The organism is Stenotrophomonas sp. STEN021, from assembly GCF_056760175.1.
Map to the genome: position 1 here is coordinate 1 of NZ_JBRREH010000087.1, position 21,481 is coordinate 21,481.

General features: G+C 61.3%; 24 protein-coding genes. 21 read left to right on the forward strand and 3 right to left on the reverse strand.

All coding sequences use genetic code 11. The annotated features are described in order from the left end of the window. Positions 1-116 precede the first annotated feature (116 nt). From ACVOL0_RS16555 to ACVOL0_RS16585, 7 genes are all read left to right on the forward strand, one after another. A complete protein-coding gene (locus tag ACVOL0_RS16555) occupies positions 117-950 on the forward strand; it encodes a CPBP family intramembrane glutamic endopeptidase (protein WP_481550022.1) in 834 nt (277 codons plus the stop codon). Positions 951-1,021: 71 nt separating this feature from the next. Continuing rightward, the gene (locus tag ACVOL0_RS16560; RefSeq protein WP_481550023.1) at positions 1,022-1,828 is read left to right on the forward strand and encodes a M48 family metallopeptidase; all 807 of its coding nucleotides are present in this window, start codon (positions 1,022-1,024) and stop codon (positions 1,826-1,828) included. A 131-nt stretch (positions 1,829-1,959) separates the two neighbouring features. Then, on the forward strand, positions 1,960-3,144 hold the full coding sequence (locus ACVOL0_RS16565; RefSeq protein WP_481550024.1) for a tetratricopeptide repeat protein: 1,185 nt from the start codon (positions 1,960-1,962) through the stop codon (positions 3,142-3,144). A gap of 146 nt (positions 3,145-3,290) precedes the next feature. After that, positions 3,291-3,959 (forward strand): energy transducer TonB, encoded by a 669-nt coding sequence (locus ACVOL0_RS16570; protein WP_481550025.1) that lies wholly within the window; start codon positions 3,291-3,293, stop codon positions 3,957-3,959. Between the two features lie 90 nt (positions 3,960-4,049). Continuing rightward, the gene (gene exbB / locus ACVOL0_RS16575; protein WP_057629874.1) at positions 4,050-4,793 is read left to right on the forward strand and encodes a TonB-system energizer ExbB; all 744 of its coding nucleotides are present in this window, start codon (positions 4,050-4,052) and stop codon (positions 4,791-4,793) included. 47 nt (positions 4,794-4,840) lie between these two features. After that, the gene (locus ACVOL0_RS16580) at positions 4,841-5,266 is read left to right on the forward strand and encodes an ExbD/TolR family protein (RefSeq protein WP_481550026.1); all 426 of its coding nucleotides are present in this window, start codon (positions 4,841-4,843) and stop codon (positions 5,264-5,266) included. Positions 5,267-5,269: 3 nt separating this feature from the next. Next, positions 5,270-5,680, forward strand: a complete 411-nt coding sequence (locus tag ACVOL0_RS16585; RefSeq protein WP_282268368.1) for an ExbD/TolR family protein — start codon at positions 5,270-5,272, stop codon at positions 5,678-5,680. 1,269 nt (positions 5,681-6,949) lie between these two features. Here the strand turns inward: ACVOL0_RS16585 and ACVOL0_RS16590 are convergent. From ACVOL0_RS16590 to cls, 3 genes are all read right to left on the reverse strand, one after another. Further along, positions 6,950-7,717, reverse strand: a complete 768-nt coding sequence (locus ACVOL0_RS16590; RefSeq protein WP_481550027.1) for a pyridoxine 5'-phosphate synthase — start codon at positions 7,715-7,717, stop codon at positions 6,950-6,952. Continuing rightward, a complete protein-coding gene (locus tag ACVOL0_RS16595) occupies positions 7,714-8,028 on the reverse strand; it encodes a hypothetical protein (RefSeq protein WP_481550028.1) in 315 nt (104 codons plus the stop codon). The genes ACVOL0_RS16590 and ACVOL0_RS16595 overlap by 4 nt, the downstream gene beginning before the upstream one ends. A 175-nt stretch (positions 8,029-8,203) precedes the next feature. Then, positions 8,204-9,664, reverse strand: coding sequence for a cardiolipin synthase (gene cls / locus ACVOL0_RS16600; RefSeq protein ID WP_481550029.1), 1,461 nt, complete (start codon positions 9,662-9,664; stop codon positions 8,204-8,206). 229 nt (positions 9,665-9,893) lie between these two features. Between cls and ACVOL0_RS16605 the strand changes: the two genes are divergently transcribed. From ACVOL0_RS16605 to ACVOL0_RS16670, 14 genes are all read left to right on the forward strand, one after another. Beyond that, on the forward strand, positions 9,894-10,409 hold the full coding sequence (locus tag ACVOL0_RS16605) for a MarR family winged helix-turn-helix transcriptional regulator (RefSeq protein ID WP_481550030.1): 516 nt from the start codon (positions 9,894-9,896) through the stop codon (positions 10,407-10,409). After that, positions 10,406-12,574 (forward strand): FUSC family protein, encoded by a 2,169-nt coding sequence (locus ACVOL0_RS16610; RefSeq protein WP_481550031.1) that lies wholly within the window; start codon positions 10,406-10,408, stop codon positions 12,572-12,574. Before ACVOL0_RS16605 ends, ACVOL0_RS16610 begins: the two co-directional genes overlap by 4 nt. Beyond that, positions 12,564-12,773 (forward strand): DUF1656 domain-containing protein, encoded by a 210-nt coding sequence (locus ACVOL0_RS16615; RefSeq protein WP_481550032.1) that lies wholly within the window; start codon positions 12,564-12,566, stop codon positions 12,771-12,773. Before ACVOL0_RS16610 ends, ACVOL0_RS16615 begins: the two co-directional genes overlap by 11 nt. Positions 12,774-12,787: 14 nt before the next feature. Continuing rightward, on the forward strand, positions 12,788-13,786 hold the full coding sequence (locus ACVOL0_RS16620; RefSeq protein WP_481550033.1) for an HlyD family secretion protein: 999 nt from the start codon (positions 12,788-12,790) through the stop codon (positions 13,784-13,786). A gap of 64 nt (positions 13,787-13,850) precedes the next feature. After that, complete coding sequence (locus ACVOL0_RS16625; RefSeq protein WP_481550034.1) at positions 13,851-14,942, forward strand: PA0069 family radical SAM protein; 1,092 nt, start codon at positions 13,851-13,853, stop codon at positions 14,940-14,942. 468 nt (positions 14,943-15,410) lie between these two features. Next, on the forward strand, positions 15,411-15,542 hold the full coding sequence (locus ACVOL0_RS16630) for a hypothetical protein (protein ID WP_481550035.1): 132 nt from the start codon (positions 15,411-15,413) through the stop codon (positions 15,540-15,542). A gap of 75 nt (positions 15,543-15,617) precedes the next feature. Next, the gene (locus ACVOL0_RS16635) at positions 15,618-16,451 is read left to right on the forward strand and encodes a hypothetical protein (protein WP_481550036.1); all 834 of its coding nucleotides are present in this window, start codon (positions 15,618-15,620) and stop codon (positions 16,449-16,451) included. Then, the gene (locus ACVOL0_RS16640) at positions 16,442-17,275 is read left to right on the forward strand and encodes a hypothetical protein (RefSeq protein ID WP_481550037.1); all 834 of its coding nucleotides are present in this window, start codon (positions 16,442-16,444) and stop codon (positions 17,273-17,275) included. The genes ACVOL0_RS16635 and ACVOL0_RS16640 overlap by 10 nt, the downstream gene beginning before the upstream one ends. Further along, the gene (locus ACVOL0_RS16645; protein ID WP_481550038.1) at positions 17,272-17,973 is read left to right on the forward strand and encodes a YIP1 family protein; all 702 of its coding nucleotides are present in this window, start codon (positions 17,272-17,274) and stop codon (positions 17,971-17,973) included. Before ACVOL0_RS16640 ends, ACVOL0_RS16645 begins: the two co-directional genes overlap by 4 nt. Next, complete coding sequence (locus ACVOL0_RS16650; protein WP_481550039.1) at positions 17,970-18,989, forward strand: efflux RND transporter periplasmic adaptor subunit; 1,020 nt, start codon at positions 17,970-17,972, stop codon at positions 18,987-18,989. Before ACVOL0_RS16645 ends, ACVOL0_RS16650 begins: the two co-directional genes overlap by 4 nt. A gap of 12 nt (positions 18,990-19,001) precedes the next feature. Further along, entirely contained in the window at positions 19,002-19,187 is a 186-nt protein-coding gene (locus ACVOL0_RS16655) for a permuted SH3 domain-containing protein (RefSeq protein WP_481550043.1), read from the forward strand. Between the two features lie 8 nt (positions 19,188-19,195). Then, entirely contained in the window at positions 19,196-19,882 is a 687-nt protein-coding gene (locus ACVOL0_RS16660; protein ID WP_481550040.1) for an ABC transporter ATP-binding protein, read from the forward strand. Continuing rightward, positions 19,875-21,104, forward strand: a complete 1,230-nt coding sequence (locus ACVOL0_RS16665) for an ABC transporter permease (RefSeq protein WP_481550041.1) — start codon at positions 19,875-19,877, stop codon at positions 21,102-21,104. Before ACVOL0_RS16660 ends, ACVOL0_RS16665 begins: the two co-directional genes overlap by 8 nt. A gap of 128 nt (positions 21,105-21,232) precedes the next feature. Further along, entirely contained in the window at positions 21,233-21,373 is a 141-nt protein-coding gene (locus ACVOL0_RS16670) for a hypothetical protein (protein ID WP_481550042.1), read from the forward strand. Positions 21,374-21,481 lie beyond the last annotated feature (108 nt).

Here is a 21,481-nt window from a genome sequence, read left to right on the forward strand (position 1 = left end):
TCACCTATCGAATTGCGCTCATGGTAATTAATCTGTATTTGTGCCCCCGCCAAACCGCCCGTGGGGGCCCGTAAACCGGCCCCCACTTTCTATCCGAGCCACGGCCCAGGTCCGCGATGTCCACCCTTCCCGACGTACCGCTTCCCTCGTCTTCCTCGCCTACGTCCAACCCAGGTTCGCCGTTGCTCGGTTTCGCCCTGGATCTGTTGATCGGCATTGCCACGTTGCTGTTCCTGAGTGTGCTGGGTGGTTTGGCCTGGGGCGTGTGGCGCGGCATCGAGGTCGGCATGCAGGCCTCTCGCGAAGGGGCTGCCCCGGCAGCATCGGAGCTGATGACGGCATTGGGCGCGCCAGGCGCTTTGGCGCAGATGCTGATCGCATTGGTCTCCACTGGCGGTGCAGCGCTGCTGCTGTACTTCCTGCGTCGTCGTGCCAGCCCGGCCGAACGTGCACAGTCGCACCAGGCCATACGTCGTGCGTCCACCTGGGGCTGGATTGCGCTCGTCGCAGCCGGGGTTTTCCTGGGTAGCAGCGCTATTGGCTGGATCGCCAAGCAGATGGGGGTGGAGCCAGTGCCAACCAACCTGCTGTTGATGCAGCAGGCATGGGCGCAATACCCGCTGTTCCTGATCGTGTTTGCGGTGCTACTGGCACCAGCCTACGAAGAAGTATTGTTCCGGCGCGTGTTGTTCGGGCGCCTGTGGGCCGCCAACCGTCCTTTGCTGGGTATCGTGCTCAGTAGTTTGGCGTTTGCCCTGGTGCATGAAATCCCTGGCACCAGTCCCAACAGCTTCCCGGCGATGCTGCAGCTTTGGTTGATTTACGGTGGCATGGGCGCCGCATTTGCATGGGTTTATCGCAAGACAGGAACCTTGTGGGCGGCGGTAATCGCGCATGCTCTGAACAATGCGGTTGCCTTGGCCGCGATGGTGCTGTTCGGCGCACAATAAAGCTGCCAACGGTTGACGAAAAATTAAGCAAGACACTCGCACACTGCATACGTGAACGAGGGGGATCCCGGATGAAAGCTGTTGGACTAGCCGTTGTTGCCGCGCTGTTGCTCAGCGCATGCGCCACCACCACCTCTCCGACCGGGCGCCGCCAGGTCGTAGGCGGCGTTTCCCAGCAGCAGCTGGATCAACTCGGTGCGCAGGCCTTTGCGGAAACCAAGGCCAAGCAGACCCTCAACCGCGATGCCAAACAGAACGCCTACGTGCAATGCGTGGTCAACGCCTTGGTGGCGCAGCTGCCTCAGCAATACCATGGCGTACGGTGGGAGACCGCCGTATTCGTCGACAAGGAACCCAATGCCTTCGCCCTGCCCGGCGGCAAGGTTGGGGTCAATACCGGCATCTTCACCGTGGCCAAGAACCAGGATCAGCTGGCGGCGGTGATCGGTCATGAAATAGGCCATGTGATCTCACGTCACCACGAAGAGCGACTGACCCGACAACAGGGCACGCAGTTGGGGCTGGGTATTCTGGGCGCGCTTGCTGGGGCTGCCTACGGCGACACCGGCGTCAACGCGGTCAATCAGTTTGGCGCAATGGGCGCGCAAGGCCTGATCCTGCTTCCTGGTTCGCGCACCCAGGAAAGTGAGGCTGATGTGGTTGGGCAACGGCTGATGGCACAGGCCGGGTTTGACCCATCACAAGCGGTGAATCTATGGCAGAACATGATGGCAGCCAGCGGAAATCGCTCCCCGCAATGGCTTTCTACCCATCCCGACCCCGCCAACCGTATCCGTGAGTTGCAACGTGATACACCTGCATTGGAGCCTGTATTTCAGCAGGCTAGGCGCTCTGGTGTAGTCCCACGTTGTGGTTAGTTGTAGGGAAATGCTGCAGTACACCATCAGAAGTGATTTCTCCGTCAAATAATTTCTGATACGTTTGTGTGCTCGGTTTCGTTCCGATAGTTTGAATTTCTACCGCCACGGCGGCCCCTTCGAGGTGAAACATGATTTTCCGCAGCCAAAAGCACGCCGTGCTCTCCCTCCTCATCGCCACTGCATTGGGCGGTGTTGTCGTCGCCGACGCTGCGGCGCAGTCGCGCTCGTCCGAGCGCCGTGGCAACAAGGACAGTGCCAAGGCTGAAGTGCTGTACCCGGAAGCTACCCGCGTTGACCCGAAGGGCAAGGCCTCCTCGAAGATGGGCAGCAAGCTCAACAAGCTTTTCGCGGCTTACAACAAGCAGGAATTCGCGGAAACCCGCACCCTGGCCGATGAAATCATCGCTTCTGCGGATGCCAACGATTACGACAAGGCCGTTGCCAACCAGCTGGCATCGCAGGCTGCTTACAACCTTGACGACAGCGCCGCTGCCAAGCAGTACCTGCAGCAGGCCATCGCCCTGAACCAGCTGGACAACAACGGTCACCTGCAGGCGATGTTGATGCTGGCCCAGCTGCAGCTGCAGGATGATCAGCTCGCGGAAGGTCTGGCCAACCTGGACAAGTACTTTGCCGAGTCCAAGTCGAACAAGCCCGAAGAACTGATCATCAAGGGCCAGGCGCTGTACCAGAGCGAAAAGTACGCCGAGGCCATCCCGGTGCTGAAGGCCGCCATCGCCGCCTCGCCCGAGCCGAAGGACAACTGGAACCAGTTGTTGATGGCGTCCTACGCTGAAGCCGGCCAGACCGGTGAAGCGGTGAAGGAAGCCGAGGCACTGGCGGCCAAGAACCCGGCCGACAAGAAGGCCCAGCTCAACCTGGCCAGCATGTACATGCAGGCCGACCAGATGGACAAGGCTGCCGCAGTGATGGACAAGCTGCGCGCGGCTGGACAGCTCACCGAAGAGCGCGAATACAAGCAGTTGTATTCGATCTACGCCAACACCGACAACAAGGAACGGGACGTCATTGCGGTGATCAACGAGGGTATCTCCAAGGGCATCCTCAAGCCGGATTACCAGACTTACCTGGCGCTGGCGCAGTCGTACTACTACACCGAGCAGGTGCCGCAGGCGATCGAAGCCTGGAGGAACGCGGCTCCGTTGTCCAAGGACGGTGAAACGTACCTGAATCTGGCCCGCGTTTTGCATCAGGAGGGTCGTATTCCCGAAGCCAAGCAGGCCGCGCGTGACGCATTGGCCAAGGGCATCAAAAACCCGGCTGATGCAAACAAAATCATCAACCTGAAGTAAGCAGGAATAACGCCTGAACAGCTGCATTTTTGATGCGCAGCTGGTCAGGATTGGTATAAGCTTGGAGGTTCCTGCGGTGTCATGCACCGCTGAATCAGGGGTGGCTTCACACCACCACCCCGACCCCACTAAAGAGTTCTTGGCGCATGACGGAACAACTGGTCTTCCACCACAGGTATGACACCCAGAAAGAAACGGGCCTGAGCTGGCCGCGTATCGCGGGTATCGCATTTGTAATCGCACTGCATCTCGCAGCCCTGATGATGCTCCTGATTCCGGCCGTTGCCCCCAAGGCAGCTGCGGAGAAGGAACGCAACGTCATGGTGACGTTGGTCGACGCTCCGCCGCCGCCACCACCACCGCCGCCGCCGCCGCCGCCGCAGGACACCCCGCCGCCGCCGGTCAAGAACCTGGCGCCGCCGAAGGCTTCGCCGCTGCCGCCGCCGCCGGAAGCACCGGTGATCGACGTGCCGGAACCGCGTCCGAACGACGTGGTAACCCCGCCTTCGCCGCCGACGCCGCCGTCACCGCCGGTTGATATCCAGGCCAGCGTGGATATCTCGTCCAAGGCCATGAATCCCCCGCGCTACCCGCCGGCTGCGCTCCGCGCAGGCGTCCAGGGCGAGGTGATCCTGATCATTGATGTCGACGCCAGCGGCAACGTCACCAATGTGTCTGTCGAGAAGTCCAGTCGCAACCGCGACCTCGACCGAGCTGCAATGGAAGCGGCGCGCAAGTGGAAGTTCAACCCCGCCCAGAGCGGCGGGGCGAAGGCAGCTGGTCGCGTCCGCGTCCCGGTCAACTTTGCGCTCTGAGTGATCCATGGGGCGGCTCTGATAGCCGCCACCAGGTCAGGTCAACATTAGCTATACCCTTTAACACCACACACAACAAAGGTAAGCGTCATGCTGCAGGAAATTTTCATCGCCGCTGCTGCCGGGGGCAACGCAAACAACGCTCTCTCGCAGATGGGCTTCGAGCATCTGATCCACGAAATGACCACCAAGCCGGGCGACTTCGCCGTTTCCTGGGTTGTTCTGTTGACCCTGGTGATCATGTCGGCGATGTCCTGGTACTGGACCGTGATCAACATCTTCCGTACCGCTCGCCTGAAGTCCGCAGCTGATCGCGTGCCGTCGCAGTTCTGGGATGCCCCGAACGCACAGGACGCCATCCGCGCCATGGAAGAGCAGCCGGCTTCGGAGCCGTTCTCCAAGATCGCTCTGGACGCAGCCCAGGCTGCTGCCCACCACCAGCAGGCTGGTGCTTCGGAAACCCTGAGCCGTTCGGAATTCGTTGACCGCGCCCTGCGTCAGGCCGTGACCCGCGAATCCAACAAGCTGCAGGGCGGCATGATCCTGCTGGCCACCGTCGGTGCAACCGCTCCGTTCGTGGGTCTGCTGGGTACCGTGTGGGGCATCTACGGCGCGCTGATCAAGATCGGTGCAACCGGTTCGGCCTCGATCGACGCCGTTGCCGGCCCGGTGGGTGAAGCACTGATCATGACCGCCATCGGTCTGTTCGTGGCTATCCCGGCCGTGTTCGCCTTCAACTTCTTCAGCAAGATCAACAGCGCGACTGTCAGCAAGTTCGACACCTTCGCTCACGATCTGCACGACTTCTTCGCCACCGGTTCGCGCGTTCGCTAATCCGGCAGCTCAAGCAAGTCTTCGCAACGATATAGACGGAGCCCGTTATGGCTTTCAGTAGTGGTAACAGCAGCGGCCCGATGGCCGACATCAACGTCACTCCCCTCGTGGACGTGATGTTGGTGCTGCTGATCATCTTCATCATCACGGCTCCCCTGATGTCCCACAAGGTCAAGGTGGAGTTGCCGGAAGCCAACCTGATCCAGAACCCGGATACTGCGCCTGATCGCAAGAATCCGATTACGGTGGCGGTCAAGGAAGACGGCAAGCTCTACTGGAACGACGAAGAGGTCTCCAAGGAGACCTTGGAGTCGCGTTTCGCGACCGCTGCACAGCAGACGCCGCAGCCGCCGCTGAACCTGCGTGGTGACAAGACCACCAAGATGAAGGTGATCAACGAAGTCACCAAGATCGCGCAGGGCCAGGGCATGCTGGACGTCGGTTTCGTTGCCACCAAAGAAAAGGGGCAATAAGACATGGCATTCAGTAGTGGTGGTAACAGGGGCCCCATGGCCGACATCAACGTTACGCCCCTCGTGGACGTGATGCTGGTGCTGCTGATCATCTTCATCGTTACCGCGCCGATCATGACGTACCCGATCGCCGTGGATCTGCCGCAGCGCGTGATCAACCCGCCGCCGCAGCTGCGTGAACCGCCGCCGCCGATCGACCTGCGTGTCGACGCCAGCAACCAGGTTTACTGGAACAACAGTCCGGTGAACGTGGGCGATCTTCAGCAGAAGATGGAAGAAGAAGTACAGAAGGATCCGACCAACCAGCCGGAACTTCGCATCGAAGCAAGCCCGGATTCCGAGTACGACGTCATGGCCAAGATCCTGGCCCAGGCGAAGAACGCTCAGATGAAGAAGATTGGCTTCGTGCAGTAAGCAATACTGCAATACCAAGTCATGACGCGACTGGAAAACGCCCTCCTTGCGGGGGCGTTTTTTTTGCTGTTTTTTTTGCCAGCGACGTTTGCCAGGCGCGGCGCTGTCGGCAACCGCTGCTTCGGCGCCAGCGAAGGTAAAGCTGGCAGAACTGGCCGATCAAATACCCAAGCAGAGAAGATCAAGCCCCTCCCCTGCTTGCGGGAGAGGGGTTGGGATGAAGGCAGAGCGGAATCGTCTTTTCAAACGGCTTCCAATTTGTCCGAAGCCGGAGAAGCACCTGCCCGCAAGCCAGCTATCCGGCACTGCCCGCAGGGCTGCCAGGGCATGCAGACACCAGGAATTCGAACCGTGTTCCCAGGCCAATGCCGTGGGTGCAGATCTCGCTCGAGGTAGGTTCGCAGCAGGTACTTATCCACATGGCAGTGGGGATAGCTCGGAGCGGCGCGGGCCGCAGCAAGGAACTGCCGCAAAAGCCTGTGGATTACTGTTCAACGCTCCACGTGGAAACCCTTCGGCTCGGCGTTGAGGGGCTTGGCGAACCCGCGCCCAAGACTGTGGATATCTTTGCCGGAATCGCGACCGCCATACACCAAGCTGCCCTGCCCGCCCCCTTTGACGGGAATGTGGGTAACCCGACCCGGAACGCCGACTCGGGTTCCGCCAGCTCACGATGGAAAGCGCAGTTCTTTGCTTGAATCCCGACAGCTGGGCATGAAGAAGTGGCATTTGCGGGCAGGCCGGCAAGAACCGGATGCACGGGCCAAAGCATCTACAGGTCAGTAGATCGGCGATGAAGGCCGAACATAGAGATTAATTAGCTGATTTTATGCTGTGCAAATTTCATTGTTTGCCAGGCGTGAGCAGCCCTGGAAGGGCCTGCCTGCAAGGAAAGCCAACCACTGTCAGCTTGCTTGCAGACCGAGCAAAGGCGGGCTTGTGCGAAGCTCGCACCACTTGAAGCCGCATTGAAGCCTGTGGATAAGCGTGCTGCGCCGTTGTCGCAGGGCCGGTTTGGCAAACCGCAGGCATGGCTCAAAACGGCGTGATTCTGCTTATCCACAATGCTGAGCAGTTCAGCCAACGCCCTACGAAATGCTGTGGAAACGTATGTGGATAAGTGTGTGGATGCAATTTCATCCAGAGCCCGCCAGCGAGGCCAGCGGTTGGTGCGTAGTGCCCGCATGAAATGGCGCTTGCAGTGGTTTGTTGGAGTGAACGCAGCGCTGTTCGCTGATCTTCGCAGCATGCAAGCACACCTGAGCCGGTTTATCTGGTCAGGTTTTCGGCCTCGGCGATGGCTGCCAGATAGCCTGCCACGCTGGCTTCCAGCCCGGTATACAGGGCTTCGCTGATCAAGGCATGGCCGATGGAGACTTCCAGCACGTCGGGCACATGGGCCAGAAACGTGGCCAGATTGGCCTGCGAGAGGTCATGGCCGGCGTTGACGCCCAAGCCCGCTGCCTGCGCGCGACGGGCCGCATCGGCAAACAAGGCAAGTGATTCCCAGGGATCGCCGGCCGCATGGGCTTCGGCATAGGGGCCTGTGTATAACTCGATGCGATCCGCACCAAGTACAGCGGCCTGGGCGATGTCTGGATTACCAGCATCCACAAACAGGCTGACCCGGCAGCCATAGGATTTCAGCATGGCGATCAGCGGCCGCAGGCGCTCGCCGTCGCGGTCGAAATCGAAGCCGTGATCGGAGGTGAGCTGGCCATCACTGTCAGGTACCAGCGTTGCCTGGGCCGGACGGGTCTGCTCGCACAGCTCAAGCAGGCCTGGGTAACCCTCGCGTGGCGGCACGAACGGATTGCCTTCGATATTGAACTCCACTCCATGCTGCTGGGTGAGTGCGGACAGCATCAGCACGTCAGCGGCACGAATATGGCGCTGGTCCGGACGCGGGTGCACGGTGATGCCGTGGGCTCCTGCACGCAGGCAGGTCATCGCTGCCCGCACCACATCCGGATCGTTGCCACCGCGCGAGTTACGAAGCACCGCAATCTTGTTGACGTTGACGCTGAGTACGGTCATGGCTGCGGCAACTCGCGGTCGCCGGCCGCCGCCGCCGGATCTGTGGGGGCCTGCACAATCGGAGTGGCCGCTGCTGCAGCGGCGGGTTCGGCCTTGGGCTGCAGCTGCGCGCGCAGCGCCTGCAGTTCAGCGGCATGCAAGGGGCGCGGCACCGAGCTCACACCGCCAAAGCGGGCCACGTACAGCCCTTTTGCCCATAGCAGCAGAAACACCAGCGCCACCAGCAGGGCCAGCACCAGCAGCCAGGCATGCGTCGTGGAGAAGGCAAGAAAGAACGCCCCAAGCGCAAGTAGTAGAAACAGCCAGTACATGAGGATCTCCCCATAAGAGGAGTGCAGTGTAACGGCGCTGGCAGCACCGGTTCCATGCATGGACAGCGGTTTGGCCGCTGTAACGGACAGCCGGTAGGTCCAGCGAAACAAGCGGGCTTTGTTCAGGGCATTCCGACTGGAGTGGGCACTACGGAGCCCAGTGGGTGTCCCTGCCCTACAGCAAGGGTGAGGCCAGCCGCGCAAATGCTTCCGGCAGTCGCTTGCGCCACAGTGAGCGGTCGCGGACAGGCTGCACCTCCCCTGCGCTGTCGAACTCGGCCTGCAGGATGGCTTCCAGTTCACTGGTGAGCTTGTGGTCGGTGTACATCATCGACAGTTCGAAATTGAGCCGGAAGCTGCGGTGGTCAAAGTTGGCGGTGCCGACGATGCAGGTGTCCTCATCGGCGATGAAGGCCTTGCTGTGCAGCATGCGTGGGCCGTATTCAAAGATGCGCACGCCGGCTTCCAGCAGCTCATCGAAGTACGAGCGCGCGGCCAGCGTCACGAACCTGGAGTCGCTTTGTTTTGGAACCATCAGGCGCACGTCCAGGCCGCCGAGCGCGGCCGAGGTCAGTGCCATGCGTGCCGCCTCGCCTGGCACGAAGTACGGCGTCACCAACCACACCCGGCGCTTGGCTTCCTGGATGGCCGCCACGTGCAGGCGATGGATGGGTTCCCAGGCCGAGTCCGGGCCGGACACCAGCACCTGTGCATCAATGCTGCCTTGTGCGCGGGTTGGCACATCGGCCGGGAACAGATCGCCACGCTCGAACAGCTCCGGGCCCTGTTCGGTGGCGTAGATCCAGTCTTCGAGGAACACCAGCTGCAGGCTGTGGACAACTTGTCCGCGGATGCGCATATGCAGGTCGCGGTAGGCGTTTGGATTGCGGCTGTCGTCTTCCTCATCAGTGACATTGATGCCGCCGGTAAAGGCGATCTCACCGTCCACCACCACCAGCTTGCGGTGGGTGCGCATGTTCAGCCATGGTCGCTTCAAGGGTTTGAGCAGCTGGCGCGGATGGAACCAGGCCACTTCTGCGCCGGCTTCAAGCAGTGGCCGCAGGAACTTCCGGCCGACCTTCGACGAACCTACCGCATCCAGCAGCAGACGCACCTTGATGCCGGCGCGGGCGCGTTCCACCAGCGCATCGCGCATGGCGGTGCCGGCGTGGTCTGGCTCGAAGATGTAGTACTCCAGATTGACGTGGCGGCGCGCCTTGCCGATCGCATCGATGATGGCGGCATAGGTCGCCGCACCATCCAGCAACCAATCGACATCGGTGGCGGTGCTGGGCGACAAGCCGGTGGTGGCCTGCCCTACCCGTGCCAGCTCGGTGCAGTTGGCGTCGGGCGGACATACCGCGTCATAGGTGCTCATGCCCTCGCGTGAACGGCCGCGGCGCAGGCGCTGGCGCACGATCTTCTGCGGTCCGAACAGGTAGAACACGAACAGGCCGATATACGGCAGCGCCGCCAGCGACAGGATCCAGCTCAGCGTGGCGACCGGCTCGCGCTTCTGCAGGACGATGTAGCAGGCCAGCACCAGCAGATAACTGAGGTAGGCGGCGGCCAGGATCTGGGCGACATGGGGAGTGCTGGACAGACTTGTCCACAGGTCTTGGAGGGCTTCGCGCATACGGCGATTCTAGCCATCGCCGATGACGGCAGGGGCCGCCTGTTTTTTGTAGGAGCGGCGTAAGCCGCGAAGCCACTGCTGGATCCAGCGCCAAAAGCGCCAGGCAGCCACGGAATCGGCTATGCGCTTTGCGCGACGGGATTGTCAGCTTCGCGGCTGACGCCGCTCCCACAAAGGCCGGTTGAATTTGTGCGTTGCGTCAATTAATACATAAGTGTAATATACCGGGATGGACAAACCCATCCCCGCCGCTGGCGGCTACGCCAGCATCGACCAGAAGCTGGCGATCAGCAGCGCTCGCCATCCCGGCTTCCCGCGGGACCAGGCCATGCTCGCCCGCCTGATCAAGCTGGTGCACAAGCTGTTCTGCGACCACGGCAACCAGCTGATGCGCGAGTACGGCATCTCCCATCCGGAATACAACGTGCTGATGATGCTGGATGGCTCCGAGCAGGGCCTGAGCCCGTCGGAGATCAGCGAGGCCGCCAGCGAGAAATCCTCCAACGTCACCCGCCTGATCGACCAGCTGCTGGCCAAGCAGCTGGTCAGCCGCGAGCCCAGTGCCGAGGACCGGCGCAAGCTGGTGGTGCGCCTGAGCCCGGCCGGCGAACAACTGATCGAGCAGGTGATGCCGGCGGTGATCAAGCAACTGCAGCACTTCTTCAGCGGCGTCGAGCCGGCAGAACTGCGCCATACCGAAACCGTGCTGACCCGCATCCTGATGGGCCTGGAACAACAAGCATGAGCCCCCGACCGGCTGAGTACGCGCCGGGCGCGCTCAAGTCCCATGACAACAACTGGTTGCACACCTTCGCCCAGGCAATGAGTGGCGAACGTGCGGTGTGGGCCTACATCGGCAAGGTGCTGGTGGCCTTGTATCTGTCCGGCTGGATCGCGATGCGGCTTGGCATGAGTTCCCCCGGCACCGCGATGATCACCGTGCTGGTGGTGATGAACCGCAATACCGGCATGGTGCTGGCCAAGGCGTTCTACCGTGGTGTCGGCACCGTGGTGGGCTGTGCGATGGCGGTGCTGATGGTGTCGTTGTTCCCGCAAAGCCCGGTGGCCCTGGTGACGGTAATGGCGCTATGGGCCGGTTTCTGCGCTGGCGGCTCGGTGTGGAGCCGCGGCATGGCCTCCTACGGTTTCGTGCTGTCCGGCTACACCGTGGCGATGATCGTGTTCCCGGTGCTCAACCATCCGCAGAACATCCTCAACAGCGCCTTGGAGCGCACCGGCGAAGTGCTGCTGGGCATGGCAGTGACCAGCGTGGTGTTCGACGTGCTGTGGCCCAACCGGCTGCGTGCCGGCCTGCGCGCGGCCGATGACGGCAACCTCAATGACTTCCTGGGCTTTGTCGCTGATGCGATCGGCGGCCGTCTGCACGGCTTTGAGGTGATCGAGCGCACCCAGAGCCGGGTGGTGCAAGGCGCGATCAACTTCGAAGACCTGCGTGCCATGGCCTGGTTCGATGACCCGATCCTGCGCAGCAACAATGGCCAGCTGAAGCTGATCAACCAGCATTTCATGGCGGCCACCTCGCGCTTCCAGGCATTGCACCACCATATCGATCGCCTGCGCCGCAACAAGGACGAGGCCCTGGTCGCGGCGATACGGGCAAGCCTGAAACCACTGTCGCAGTTGCTGGACGACAGCACGCTGCGCGACGACGTACCGGCGCTGGCCAAGGCCTTGCAGCATTGGTGTGGACAACTCGATGGCGTGTTCGTCCGCGAACGGCGCGCGCTGGCGCTGGACCAGCAAGCCGCCTTCGATGCCAGCAGCCTGCTGGTGCGCCGTTTCGCCGAAGAGCTGCAGGCTTATCTTGGCGCCAAGGCGCGCATGGAAAGCGGCAACGGCCGCCTGCGCGCGCGCGCGCCGCGCTTGAGCAAGGTGCACTTCACCCGCGCCAACGACTGGTATGCGATTGCCTTGGCCGGCGTGCGTTGCTTGGTGGTGATGCTTGCTTTGTCGCTGCTGTGGTTGAGCAGCAGCTGGAACCAGGGCGGTCTGGCGGTATTCGGCATGGCCGCGTTGGTGGCGATGTCCTCGGCCGCACCGGATCCACTGTGGGTAGTGCGCCGGGCCACCATTGGCCATGTCATAGCGCCTTTCTTCGCGGTGCCTGGCTTCATTGCGATGGCATTGGGATCAGACTTCCCGATGCTGGTGCTGCTGACCCTGCCATCGATGATCGCCTCGCTGTACATCTCCACCCGGCCGCGTTTCGCGGTAACCGGCATGGCCTTGAACGTCGGCATCCTGGTCTCGTGGAACATGGGCCCGCACTTCCATCCCGGTGCGCAGGCCTATCTGGACAACTCGTTGACGCTGGCGGTCGGTGCCTTCATCGCCACCGGCGTGTTCATGCTGGTGCCGGGCCTGCCCGGCAGCAAGCAACGCCAGCGCCGGCTGCTGGAGCGTCTGCGCGCACAGGTGCAACTGGCGGTGAGCGCGCCGTTGCCCGGCTTGCTGCCGAAGTTTGAAAGCGTCAGCCGCGAACTGTTCCAACAGGTAGCCAGCCGCACCGCGCCGGGCAGCCGACCGTCACGGCAATTGTTCGAGTGGGCCTTGCTGGTGCATGAAGCGGGGCACTGCGCGATCGACCTACGGCATGACCTGGCCGAACAGCAACTACCCGCTGCGCTGCGCGCGCAGATCGAGCAGGCGCTGGCACAGCTGGGCCAGCTCTATCGCGAACCGCAGGCGCGCACCCTGGATGACGCCAAGGCCAGCGTAAACGCCGCGTTGGCCGAGCTATCCGGCCCACAACCGCGGTCGCTGCGCGCCGTGCGCGATCACCTTTACCTGCTGCAGATGAGCCTGGACGACAGCGCCTCGGTGCTGGCGGCCTACGTGCAGCGTTCCCGCCGCCAGCAACGCCTGAAGGAGGCCCGCCATGCCGTTTGAAGTGTCCATCGGCGATATCTATTTCCCCGGTTCGCTGGTGCTGGTGGTGCTGTTGCTGCCGGTGTTCGGCCTGCTCGATTACGGCCTGGGCCGGGTTGGCCTGTACCGCCGCGCGCTGCACCCGTCGCTGGTGCGCGTTGCCTTGTTCGCCAGCATTTACTGCGCGGCCTTGTTGTTGTTCCTGCCGCACTTTTCCTGATTGAGGATGTACCGATGAAAACCGCCAGCCTGATACGAGGCGGTGTCACCAGCGTGGTGGTACTGCTTGCCGCAGTGCTTGCCTACGTGGTCTGGCACCAATACATGCTTAGCCCGTGGACGCGTGATGCGCGCCTGCGCGCCGAGGTGGTGCGCATTGCGCCGGATGTGTCCGGCCTGGTCACCGAGGTGGCCGTGCACGACAACCAACTGGTGAAGAAGGGCGATCTGCTGTTCGTCATCGATCGTGACCGCTATGCACTGGCGGTGGCCAAGGCCGAAGCCGACCTGCAGGCCGCCGAAGCCGCTGCGCGCGCTGCCGGTGCCTCGATCTCGGCGGCAAGTGCCGGTGCCAGCGCCAGCCAGGCCGAGTTCCAGATGCGCCGGGAGCAGGCCCAGCGCCGCGCCCAGCTCGACGGCATCGTCTCGCGCGAATCGCAGGCCGATGCACGCGCCGTGGCGCAGGCCGCACAGGCCAGCTGGAAGCAGGCACAGGCCAGCGCGCATGCCGCCAGTGCCGGCAGCCAACAGGCCAGTGCCGCCCTGCAGCAGGCGCGCGTGACGCTGCAGCAGGCGCAGCTGGAACTGGCGCGTACCGAAGTGCGCGCCAGTGCCGATGGCACCATCACCAACCTCGACGTGCGTGTGGGCGATTACGCTGCCGCCGGCCAGGCGCGGATGGCGTTGGTCGCCAGCGAGGGCATGTGGGTATACGGCTACTTCGAGGAAACCAAACTGCCGAAGATCCATCGCGGCGATGCCGTGGATATCCGCCTGATGGCCGGCGGCGTGCAACTGCAGGGCAAGGTCGAAGGCATCGCCACCGGTATCGCCGATGCCGCCGGCCCTACCAGCAGCAACCTGCTGGCCGAGGTCGAGCCGACCTTCAATTGGGTGCGGCTGGCGCAACGCGTGCCGGTACGGGTCAGCATTGATCCGCAGTCGGTGCCGGCCGATGCCGTGCTCAGCGCCGGCATGAGCGCCACTTTGGTGATCAAGCCCAAGGCTGGCTGAAGCAGGCGTCAGGTGAATACGGCTTGTCGCACATCCTGCGACAAGCCGGCGTTAGGGTAGGCGCATGCCTACCCCGATCAAGGGCCGCGGTGCCAGCACCTATCTGCCCGGCCGTTTCGAAACCCAGACCAGCGAAGCCGTTGATGACGGCTGGGCGGTCGATGAGAGCGAGGAATTCGCCGCCGCAAGGCTGCGCACCGACGTGCGCCCGGAAACCGCGCGCAGCATCATCAGCCGCAACAACTCGCCGGACGTGGGCTTCAGCCAATCGGTCAATCCGTATCGCGGCTGTGAGCACGGATGCTCCTACTGTTTCGCGCGACCGACGCATGCCTATCTGAACCTGTCGCCGGGGCTGGATTTCGAAACCAAGATCTTTGCCAAGACCAACGCTGCCGAAGTGCTGCGGCGCGAGCTGTCCAAGCCCGGCTATGTGCCGCAGCCGATTGCCTTGGGCATCAACACCGACGCCTACCAACCCATCGAACGCAAGCTGGGCATCACCCGCCAGCTGATCGAGGTGATGCAGGAAACCAGGCACCCGTTCTCGCTGATCACCAAGAACGCACTGGTCGAGCGCGACATGGACCTGCTCGCACCCTTGGCCGAGCAGCAACTGGTCAGCGTGCATTTCTCGGTGACCTCGCTGGACCCGCACCTTTCCGCAAAGCTCGAACCGCGTGCGTCGGCACCGCATGCACGGCTGCGTGCGATGCGCAGGTTGAGTGATGCCGGCATCCCGGTAGGCGTGATGGTGGCGCCGGTTATTCCGTGGATCAACGACGCCGCACTGGAATCGGTGCTGGAAGCCTCGCGCGATGCCGGTGCCAGCAGCGCCGGTTACGTGCTGCTGCGCCTGCCTTACGAAGTGGCACCGCTGTTCCGCGATTGGCTGGATGCGCATTACCCACAGCGCGCGGAACACGTGATGAGCACCATCAACCAACTGCGGGGCGGCAAGGATTACGACAGCCAGTTCGGCAAGCGCATGCGCGGCGAGGGTGTGTATGCCGACCTGCTGGCAAACCGCTTCAAGCTGGCCACCAAGCGACTGGGTTTCAATGCATCGCGCCAGCAATGGCCGTGGCTGGACTGCAGCAAGTTCATCGCCCCGCTGCCGCCGAAGAAGCCCTCGCTGCAGGGCGAGTTGTTCTGAATTAGGTATTTGCTGCAATGCGAATATCTAGAATTCCGAGAAAATAAGTGGACGAAGTGAGGGTGCTTCACTTCATGCGAACGCTTGAACCTGCATGTGGTCTCGTCCATCGACTACAAGCACCGCCTGCCACTTGATTCACCGAACCAGCTAAGCCCTGACTGTTCTCCATGAAATCATGGCCGCCACCATTGAGGCGGCAAAGTTCCAGCAATGAATTGTCCGAATCACGAGTCACCGTCAATCGGTGGAAACTCTGCTTCCAGCTGGATCGAGTCAACGGGAGTGCTTCATGGCGATTTGGATAGGAAGGCGGCAACAGTGAAGCCAGAAGATGTCGACTCTTTCATGGTTCCGAAATGACTACAGGGGAGCGGCTTTTTCCGTGATGGCAGTTCTTGGCTCGAATCGCGCACAGTAAGACGCGCGCAATTTTCCTGCCACGCTCATAACGCAAGGAGTCTCAATATGAAGTTCTCCCTCCCAGCCCTCGCAGTGACAATTGCTCCCGCCGGATTTGGCGAACCGCAAGCCGTAGCTCCCGTGTTGGTTGTCATCGTCGCCATTGAGTTGATTCTCTACGCAGGCGACTTGCACTAATAGCAGCAATGCATTGCATGGCGGCCGTCATGCAATGTTCCCTGGAAAAGGATTTCGGAACTCCAAGGGCTTGAAATGGATATCGAAACTGATCTGGAAAGACTTCGGAAAGGTTTGCACTGCATTGAAAATGCTGCAGGAGAACTTCAGTCGCTCATTGGTTTGACGGCATCGGTAGCCGCTGGCGGCGCCTGCAAGCGATTTTTCAATGACTACTTTTCTCAACAAAACGCAAGTTACGGGGTTGTCGCCGGCGTTGGAAGGACGCTTTCGATTTTTGAAGAAAATGGATATTCGGTAACCCTTGGAATAGAAGCCGCTGGTCGCTCGAGACCCCTCGAGCTCTTCAGCGTTCCGCAGGATATGGTTGTCGCCCTGTTGAGCAACTGCACCGTGCATTTCGAGGTATTCCGCAGCGTGGATGAGACGAATAGCACCTTCCAGCATGGTTCCAAGGTTACGCATCATCGTACGATGGTACTGCATCGGGGCGTAGCGCTATTCCTTGATGGAACGCGCGATCATGTACTCACCTGGTCCGATACGCCCTATGTCTCTTTGGTAGTAGCCCGGCAGGAAATGGCCCGGCATCTTGTAGTGCGCCATGACTCCACCACTGGCAATGCGTTGTATGCCACCGCTGCTACCCAGCAGCTTTCCCGCCTGCTGCATGTCTGCGACTACATCGCCCACTACGGAGATGCAACGCTCGCGCCAATGCTGCTGGAACTCTCCAGACATCCGGCCCACTTCATCCGGTGGAAGGCGGCCGAGGCATTGCTGAATGTCGACTTCGACGCAGGGCTGCACATGATTGGCCAGCTCCGAGCTGATCCACACGAGCATATTGCGGACGCTGCACAACTGGCATGGGTGCAACTGCAGGGAGCGGGCGCGGCATGCCATTGATTGACGTCAGCACCGCAGAAAGCATGGACTTGGACAGTTTCTGCACCTGGGTAGAAGCGCAGGATCCTCAACGACTGAACGACATCGGGAACTGGCCTGAACTCTGGCGAAGGTTGTATGCCCTGCACAACACGCCGAACCTCGTCTCCGACTTCCTGAAGGACGAACTGAGCCGTGGCTTGGAATTGTTCCAGTATGACAACCGCTACAGCGGACAGGCATTCATTCTTGCTCGTCGCCGCGGGTTCTATCTGCGGGTGAATCTTTGGCCTGCGGCGAGTGATCCGCTCGCGCGCTTGGATCACAACCATTTCAACAAGTTTTATGTCTACGGCGACAGATACGCGCACGATCACAATTTCGACTTCTTAACCATCGGCCTGCATGGCCCTGGCTATCAGACCGATCTGTGGATTTACGACAACACCAGCGTTACCGGCCGCATCGGTGAAAAGGTGCAGTTGACCGCACAGGGGCGACTACGCCTCGCGCCAGGCACCATGCTGCTGTTCCGCAAGAGCGTCGACATCCATACACAGTTGGCACCGGAAGCGCTGTCCGTCTCGTTGAACTTCATTCCGGAAGTTCTCCCAATTTCCGAACAGTACCTGTTCGATGTTCACAATGGATGCATCGCCAGCATCGAAGATCTGTTTCCGCGAGCCCGCAACATGGAAGTGCTCGTCAAGGAGCTTGGCGACGACGACGTGACTAAAGCATTCCAACACATGGGACGCGAGCGCGAGGTTCGGGCGGGGGCCAGAAGTGCTGAGAAGGCATTGGGTGTGTATCAACACAAGTCCTCTGGAGAAACTACGATATGACGGTTGGCACGATGAAAGTCCTGGGCGACGTGATCGTTGCTCCGCATCAGGCTTGGGACCAGATCAATCAACGTGGCCAGTGGATGTGGCCGCTGGCGCTACTGGCCATGGCAACCATTATTGCGTGGTCCGCCTACTACAGCAGGGTCGACATCGCCTGGCTGCAGGACCATCTGCTGGCCAAGTCGAGCGGCCTGCAGGACCGTGAGCTGATGCTGGCCCGTGAGCTGATCGGCCCGGGATTGCTGGCTACGGTGACCATCGTGTCTTCGCTCGGGGTTAGCGCGGTGATCCTGTTGCTGATGGCTGGCTACCTAAATTTGGTAGCACGTATAAAGCGGATCCGACATAGCGGTCCTTCCTGGTTGGTGTTTGCCGCCTGGCTCGCCGTTCCCGAGAGCTGCGCATTGTTGCTGACTGCCATGCGGTTTGCGTCTGGGTCAAATCAGCAGATCCTTCCTGAGTCGGCCAACCCGTTGGCGCTGTCCCAGTTGCTGGGTCTGGCAGCCGACAACCCGTGGCTGTCATTGGCCGGGGCTCTGGGTCTGCAGACGCTTTGGATGTTGGCGCTGTGCACCATCGGGCTCTCGCGATGGATGAGGATCAACTTACCCGGTGCCGCGTTCATAGCCAGCCTGCCTTTGCTGCTCATATACGGAACCTGGGCGTTGATCATCTTGGTAGGTGCAGGCCCATGAGTCGGCGCCTTGTCATTGTAGGTGTGGTCCTAGCGATCGGCGTGGGAAGTATGGGGCTGGCCTTGAGCGAGCGCGGTGCTCCAACGCAGGTGGAGTTCGAGGTCGTCGACAAGCGTGCTATTCGTGCCACGGTGCTTGGCTCGGGCACGTTCGATTTCCAGGACACGGCTGCACTGTCCCCGGAGGTGATCGGCCGCGTGCGCAAGGTCATGGTCCAGGAGGGCGATGCGGTTGAGCAGGGACAGCTGGTCATGGTGCTGGATCAGGAGACCCAGAAGGCGGAAGTGGAACAGCGCGAGTCTGTGGTCCGGCAGAAGGAGGTAGAGATCAAGCTCCAGGGCGCGATGTTGAAGCTGCGCCAGCAGCGGGCATGGCGCAGCACCGAGCTGGCTGCAGGTCGTCTGGTCACCATCGCCAGCCATGAGCAAGTACAGCACGAGGCCGAGCTGGCGCGCCTTCAGCTTACGGTTGGCCGCGAAGAGCTGCGGCAATCGCGGGCAGCGCTTGTGCAGGTCCGTGAAAGCCTATCCAAGACACGTATCCGCTCGCCGATCACAGGAGTGGTTACCTCCATTGCATTGAAGGTTGGCGAAACCGCAGTGCCAAGCTCAACCGGCATTGCTGGCTCGAGCCTAATGACGATCGCTGACGTTTCCACGATGATCGCCACGATCAAGGTCGATGAGATGGACGTGGCACGGGTTGAGGTCGGTCAGACGGCAAAGGTGTTTGCAGGATCCGCTACTGACGAATCGATCACCGGCCGGGTGGACCGGATAGCGCTGGCACCACCTCGCAACGGTATGAACACCAGCGCCAACGAGCGAAGCTACGAGGTGAAAATTGCGTTGCAGGATGGCGGCCACACGGCACTACGTACCGGGATGAGTTGCCGCGCCGAGATCTTTGTTGATGAGGGGCGCGAGCCGGTTGCGGTTCCGGTGCAGGCAGTGCTGACTGAGGCGCTGGAGGAGGTCAGCTCGACGGCACGTGGCGACAAGCACGCACGTCGGTGAGAGTATGTGCTGGTGGAGATTGGCGGTGTCGTCCTTCGGCGCTACGTGGAGTCCGGCATGTCTGACGACACCCATGTCGAGATCGTGTCCGGGCTGACCGTCGGCGACCGCATCATCATCGGCCCGGCCAAAGTGATGCGTCACCTGCGTGATAACCAGTCGGTCGCTGCAGTGTTGGCCGAATCAGGGCCACGTTGATGGGTCCGATGCTCCAGGTGAAATCCCTGCACAAGCGTTACGTTGTCGCAGATGAAGATGTGCACGTACTGCGTGGCATCGACATGCAGATACACGAAAACGAGCACGTCGCCATCACTGGCCCGTCTGGCTCGGGCAAGTCAACACTGATGAACATCCTCGGCTGCCTGGATCGCCCAACGGATGGGCAGTACCTGCTCGGTGACCAGAATGTATCTGGCATGGACGAGTCGGCTTTAGCGCTGGTGCGCAACCAGCGTATCGGCTTCATTTTCCAGAGTTTCAATCTGATGCCTCGCGAGTCGGCGTGGAAAAACGTAGCTCATCCGCTTCGCTACCGCGCGATGAGCCGTGGTGAGCGCCAGGAGCGTGCAATGGCGGCTCTGGCCAGAGTTGGCTTGGTCGGACGCGCCGCACACCTGCCCAACCAGTTATCGGGCGGGCAGCGCCAACGCGTTGCAATCGCCCGGGCGTTGTGTGGTGAACCGTCGATCCTGCTAGCCGATGAGCCAACCGGGAACCTCGACTCGTCCACCACCGCCGACATGATGAGTCTCTTCGACTCGCTGTGGCGCGAGGGCAGGACCATTGTGATGATCACCCATGAGCAAGAAGTAGCTGCGCACTGTCGCCGCGTTATCCGCATCGAGGATGGGCGTATCAGTAGCGACAACCTGAATCCGACCAATGACTAAATTCCTTCTGGTCTTAGAGACAGCATTCAGCAGCATTCATGCGCATGCACTGCGCAGTCTGCTGACGGTACTGGGTATTGCTATCGGAGTGGCTTCCGTCATTGCAGTGGTGTCAATTTTCCAAGGTTTGGCGGCGTCGATCACCGAGCAGTTTGCCGGTCTCGGAGCGAACAATCTCAGCGTACGCGCCGAGACTTCATTCGAAGATCAACTTCAAGGAAGGCGCAGCCGCATCGCTATCAGCGACTACCAGCGCCTGCACGATAGTGTCCAGCACATAGCCGAGCTGTCGCCGACCTTCGATGTACTGGGCGATCATGGCGGCACTGTCAGTGCGGGGCGGGTGGAAGCCTTCACCCGGGTGGTCGCCAGTTCGCCTTCTTACCAGCACTCGCGGCAGGTCTATCCGCGAATCGGCAGGTTCATCACGGAGGCAGACAACGATTCGCGTCGTCGCGTCTGTGTCCTTGGTGAAACCCTGCGGCTGAACCTCGACCTGCCTAGCAACCCACTGGGACACCACCTCCGCATCGGAACCGAGTGGTGCAAGGTGGTTGGCGTCATGGAGGAACGCGGTGAAGTATTTGGCTTCAGCCAGGACGACTTCGTGCTTATGCCGTTTGCTACCGGCCTGGCTTTGACGCGCGATGCAACGCAGATCGATCTGCGCATCGATCTGCAGGCCCGGGACAGAAGCAATCTGGAGTTTCTCCGGGAGCGGGTCAAGCAGGCGCTGCGCCAGTCTCGACGGCTCGGCACAACGGCACCTGATGACTTCAAGGTTGAGACGGCAGCTCAGCTTGGCGATTCGCTGAAGACCGTCATCAACTTGGTGAGCACGGTGTTTGCCGGGGTGGTCGGGATCTCATTGCTGGTCGGCGGCATCGGCATCATGAACATCATGCTGGTGTCGGTCACCGAGCGCACACGCGAAATTGGAATTTGCAAGGCGTTGGGTGCGACGTCACGTTCAATTTTGATGCAGTTTCTGGTTGAGGCGGTGCTGTTGAGCGCGCTGGGAGGGGTGATTGGCGTTGTGGTCGGCTATGCCGGTGGTGTGCTGGCCTCATCGCTCATCCCCGGCTTGCCCGCGGCCGTTGTCCCCTGGTGGGCGGTGGGGCTGTCGGTAGTTTTCTCCGGGATGGTCGGGGTGGCTTTCGGCCTGATCCCCGCAGCCAAGGCAGCGCGGCTCGACCCTGTCGAAGCATTACGTTACGAATGATCACCGCGTTTCAATGGGCTCGGCCAGTGTCAGAGCTGTGACCACAGTGACTTCGCGCGCAAAGGAGCGCGCGCGTGTTGGAAGGGATGCCAAAACCAATGTCAGTTCACCAATACAAGGAAAGAACCATGAAGAACGGAAATCTCGAAGACCTGATCTGTGACCTGGAAATTCCGGTGGGTCTGTGCTGTGACGGTGGGAACATCGGTGGCTGGCGCTGTGCTGCCATCAAGGGGGCAGTCAAGCTCGTCACCGAGTTACTGAAGTAAGTCGACGGGGCCCCCCCCCCCGCGGGGGGGGGGGGCGGGGGTGCAAATGGGGGTGAAGAAAAAACCGCCCCCCCCCAGAGCAGAGGGGACCGGGCGGCGGCGCGGGGG

Coding starts and splice junctions, on each gene's coding strand:
- ACVOL0_RS16555 (WP_481550022.1), top strand. CDS start 117: ATGTCCACCCTTCCCGACGTACCGCTTCCCTCGTCTTCCTCGCCTACG.
- ACVOL0_RS16560 (WP_481550023.1), top strand. CDS start 1,022: ATGAAAGCTGTTGGACTAGCCGTTGTTGCCGCGCTGTTGCTCAGCGCA.
- ACVOL0_RS16565 (WP_481550024.1), top strand. CDS start 1,960: ATGATTTTCCGCAGCCAAAAGCACGCCGTGCTCTCCCTCCTCATCGCC.
- ACVOL0_RS16570 (WP_481550025.1), top strand. CDS start 3,291: ATGACGGAACAACTGGTCTTCCACCACAGGTATGACACCCAGAAAGAA.
- exbB (WP_057629874.1), top strand. CDS start 4,050: ATGCTGCAGGAAATTTTCATCGCCGCTGCTGCCGGGGGCAACGCAAAC.
- ACVOL0_RS16580 (WP_481550026.1), top strand. CDS start 4,841: ATGGCTTTCAGTAGTGGTAACAGCAGCGGCCCGATGGCCGACATCAAC.
- ACVOL0_RS16585 (WP_282268368.1), top strand. CDS start 5,270: ATGGCATTCAGTAGTGGTGGTAACAGGGGCCCCATGGCCGACATCAAC.
- ACVOL0_RS16590 (WP_481550027.1), bottom strand. CDS start 7,717: ATGACCGTACTCAGCGTCAACGTCAACAAGATTGCGGTGCTTCGTAAC.
- ACVOL0_RS16595 (WP_481550028.1), bottom strand. CDS start 8,028: ATGTACTGGCTGTTTCTACTACTTGCGCTTGGGGCGTTCTTTCTTGCC.
- cls (WP_481550029.1), bottom strand. CDS start 9,664: ATGCGCGAAGCCCTCCAAGACCTGTGGACAAGTCTGTCCAGCACTCCC.
- ACVOL0_RS16605 (WP_481550030.1), top strand. CDS start 9,894: ATGGACAAACCCATCCCCGCCGCTGGCGGCTACGCCAGCATCGACCAG.
- ACVOL0_RS16610 (WP_481550031.1), top strand. CDS start 10,406: ATGAGCCCCCGACCGGCTGAGTACGCGCCGGGCGCGCTCAAGTCCCAT.
- ACVOL0_RS16615 (WP_481550032.1), top strand. CDS start 12,564: ATGCCGTTTGAAGTGTCCATCGGCGATATCTATTTCCCCGGTTCGCTG.
- ACVOL0_RS16620 (WP_481550033.1), top strand. CDS start 12,788: ATGAAAACCGCCAGCCTGATACGAGGCGGTGTCACCAGCGTGGTGGTA.
- ACVOL0_RS16625 (WP_481550034.1), top strand. CDS start 13,851: ATGCCTACCCCGATCAAGGGCCGCGGTGCCAGCACCTATCTGCCCGGC.
- ACVOL0_RS16630 (WP_481550035.1), top strand. CDS start 15,411: ATGAAGTTCTCCCTCCCAGCCCTCGCAGTGACAATTGCTCCCGCCGGA.
- ACVOL0_RS16635 (WP_481550036.1), top strand. CDS start 15,618: ATGGATATCGAAACTGATCTGGAAAGACTTCGGAAAGGTTTGCACTGC.
- ACVOL0_RS16640 (WP_481550037.1), top strand. CDS start 16,442: ATGCCATTGATTGACGTCAGCACCGCAGAAAGCATGGACTTGGACAGT.
- ACVOL0_RS16645 (WP_481550038.1), top strand. CDS start 17,272: ATGACGGTTGGCACGATGAAAGTCCTGGGCGACGTGATCGTTGCTCCG.
- ACVOL0_RS16650 (WP_481550039.1), top strand. CDS start 17,970: ATGAGTCGGCGCCTTGTCATTGTAGGTGTGGTCCTAGCGATCGGCGTG.
- ACVOL0_RS16660 (WP_481550040.1), top strand. CDS start 19,196: ATGCTCCAGGTGAAATCCCTGCACAAGCGTTACGTTGTCGCAGATGAA.
- ACVOL0_RS16665 (WP_481550041.1), top strand. CDS start 19,875: ATGACTAAATTCCTTCTGGTCTTAGAGACAGCATTCAGCAGCATTCAT.
- ACVOL0_RS16670 (WP_481550042.1), top strand. CDS start 21,233: ATGAAGAACGGAAATCTCGAAGACCTGATCTGTGACCTGGAAATTCCG.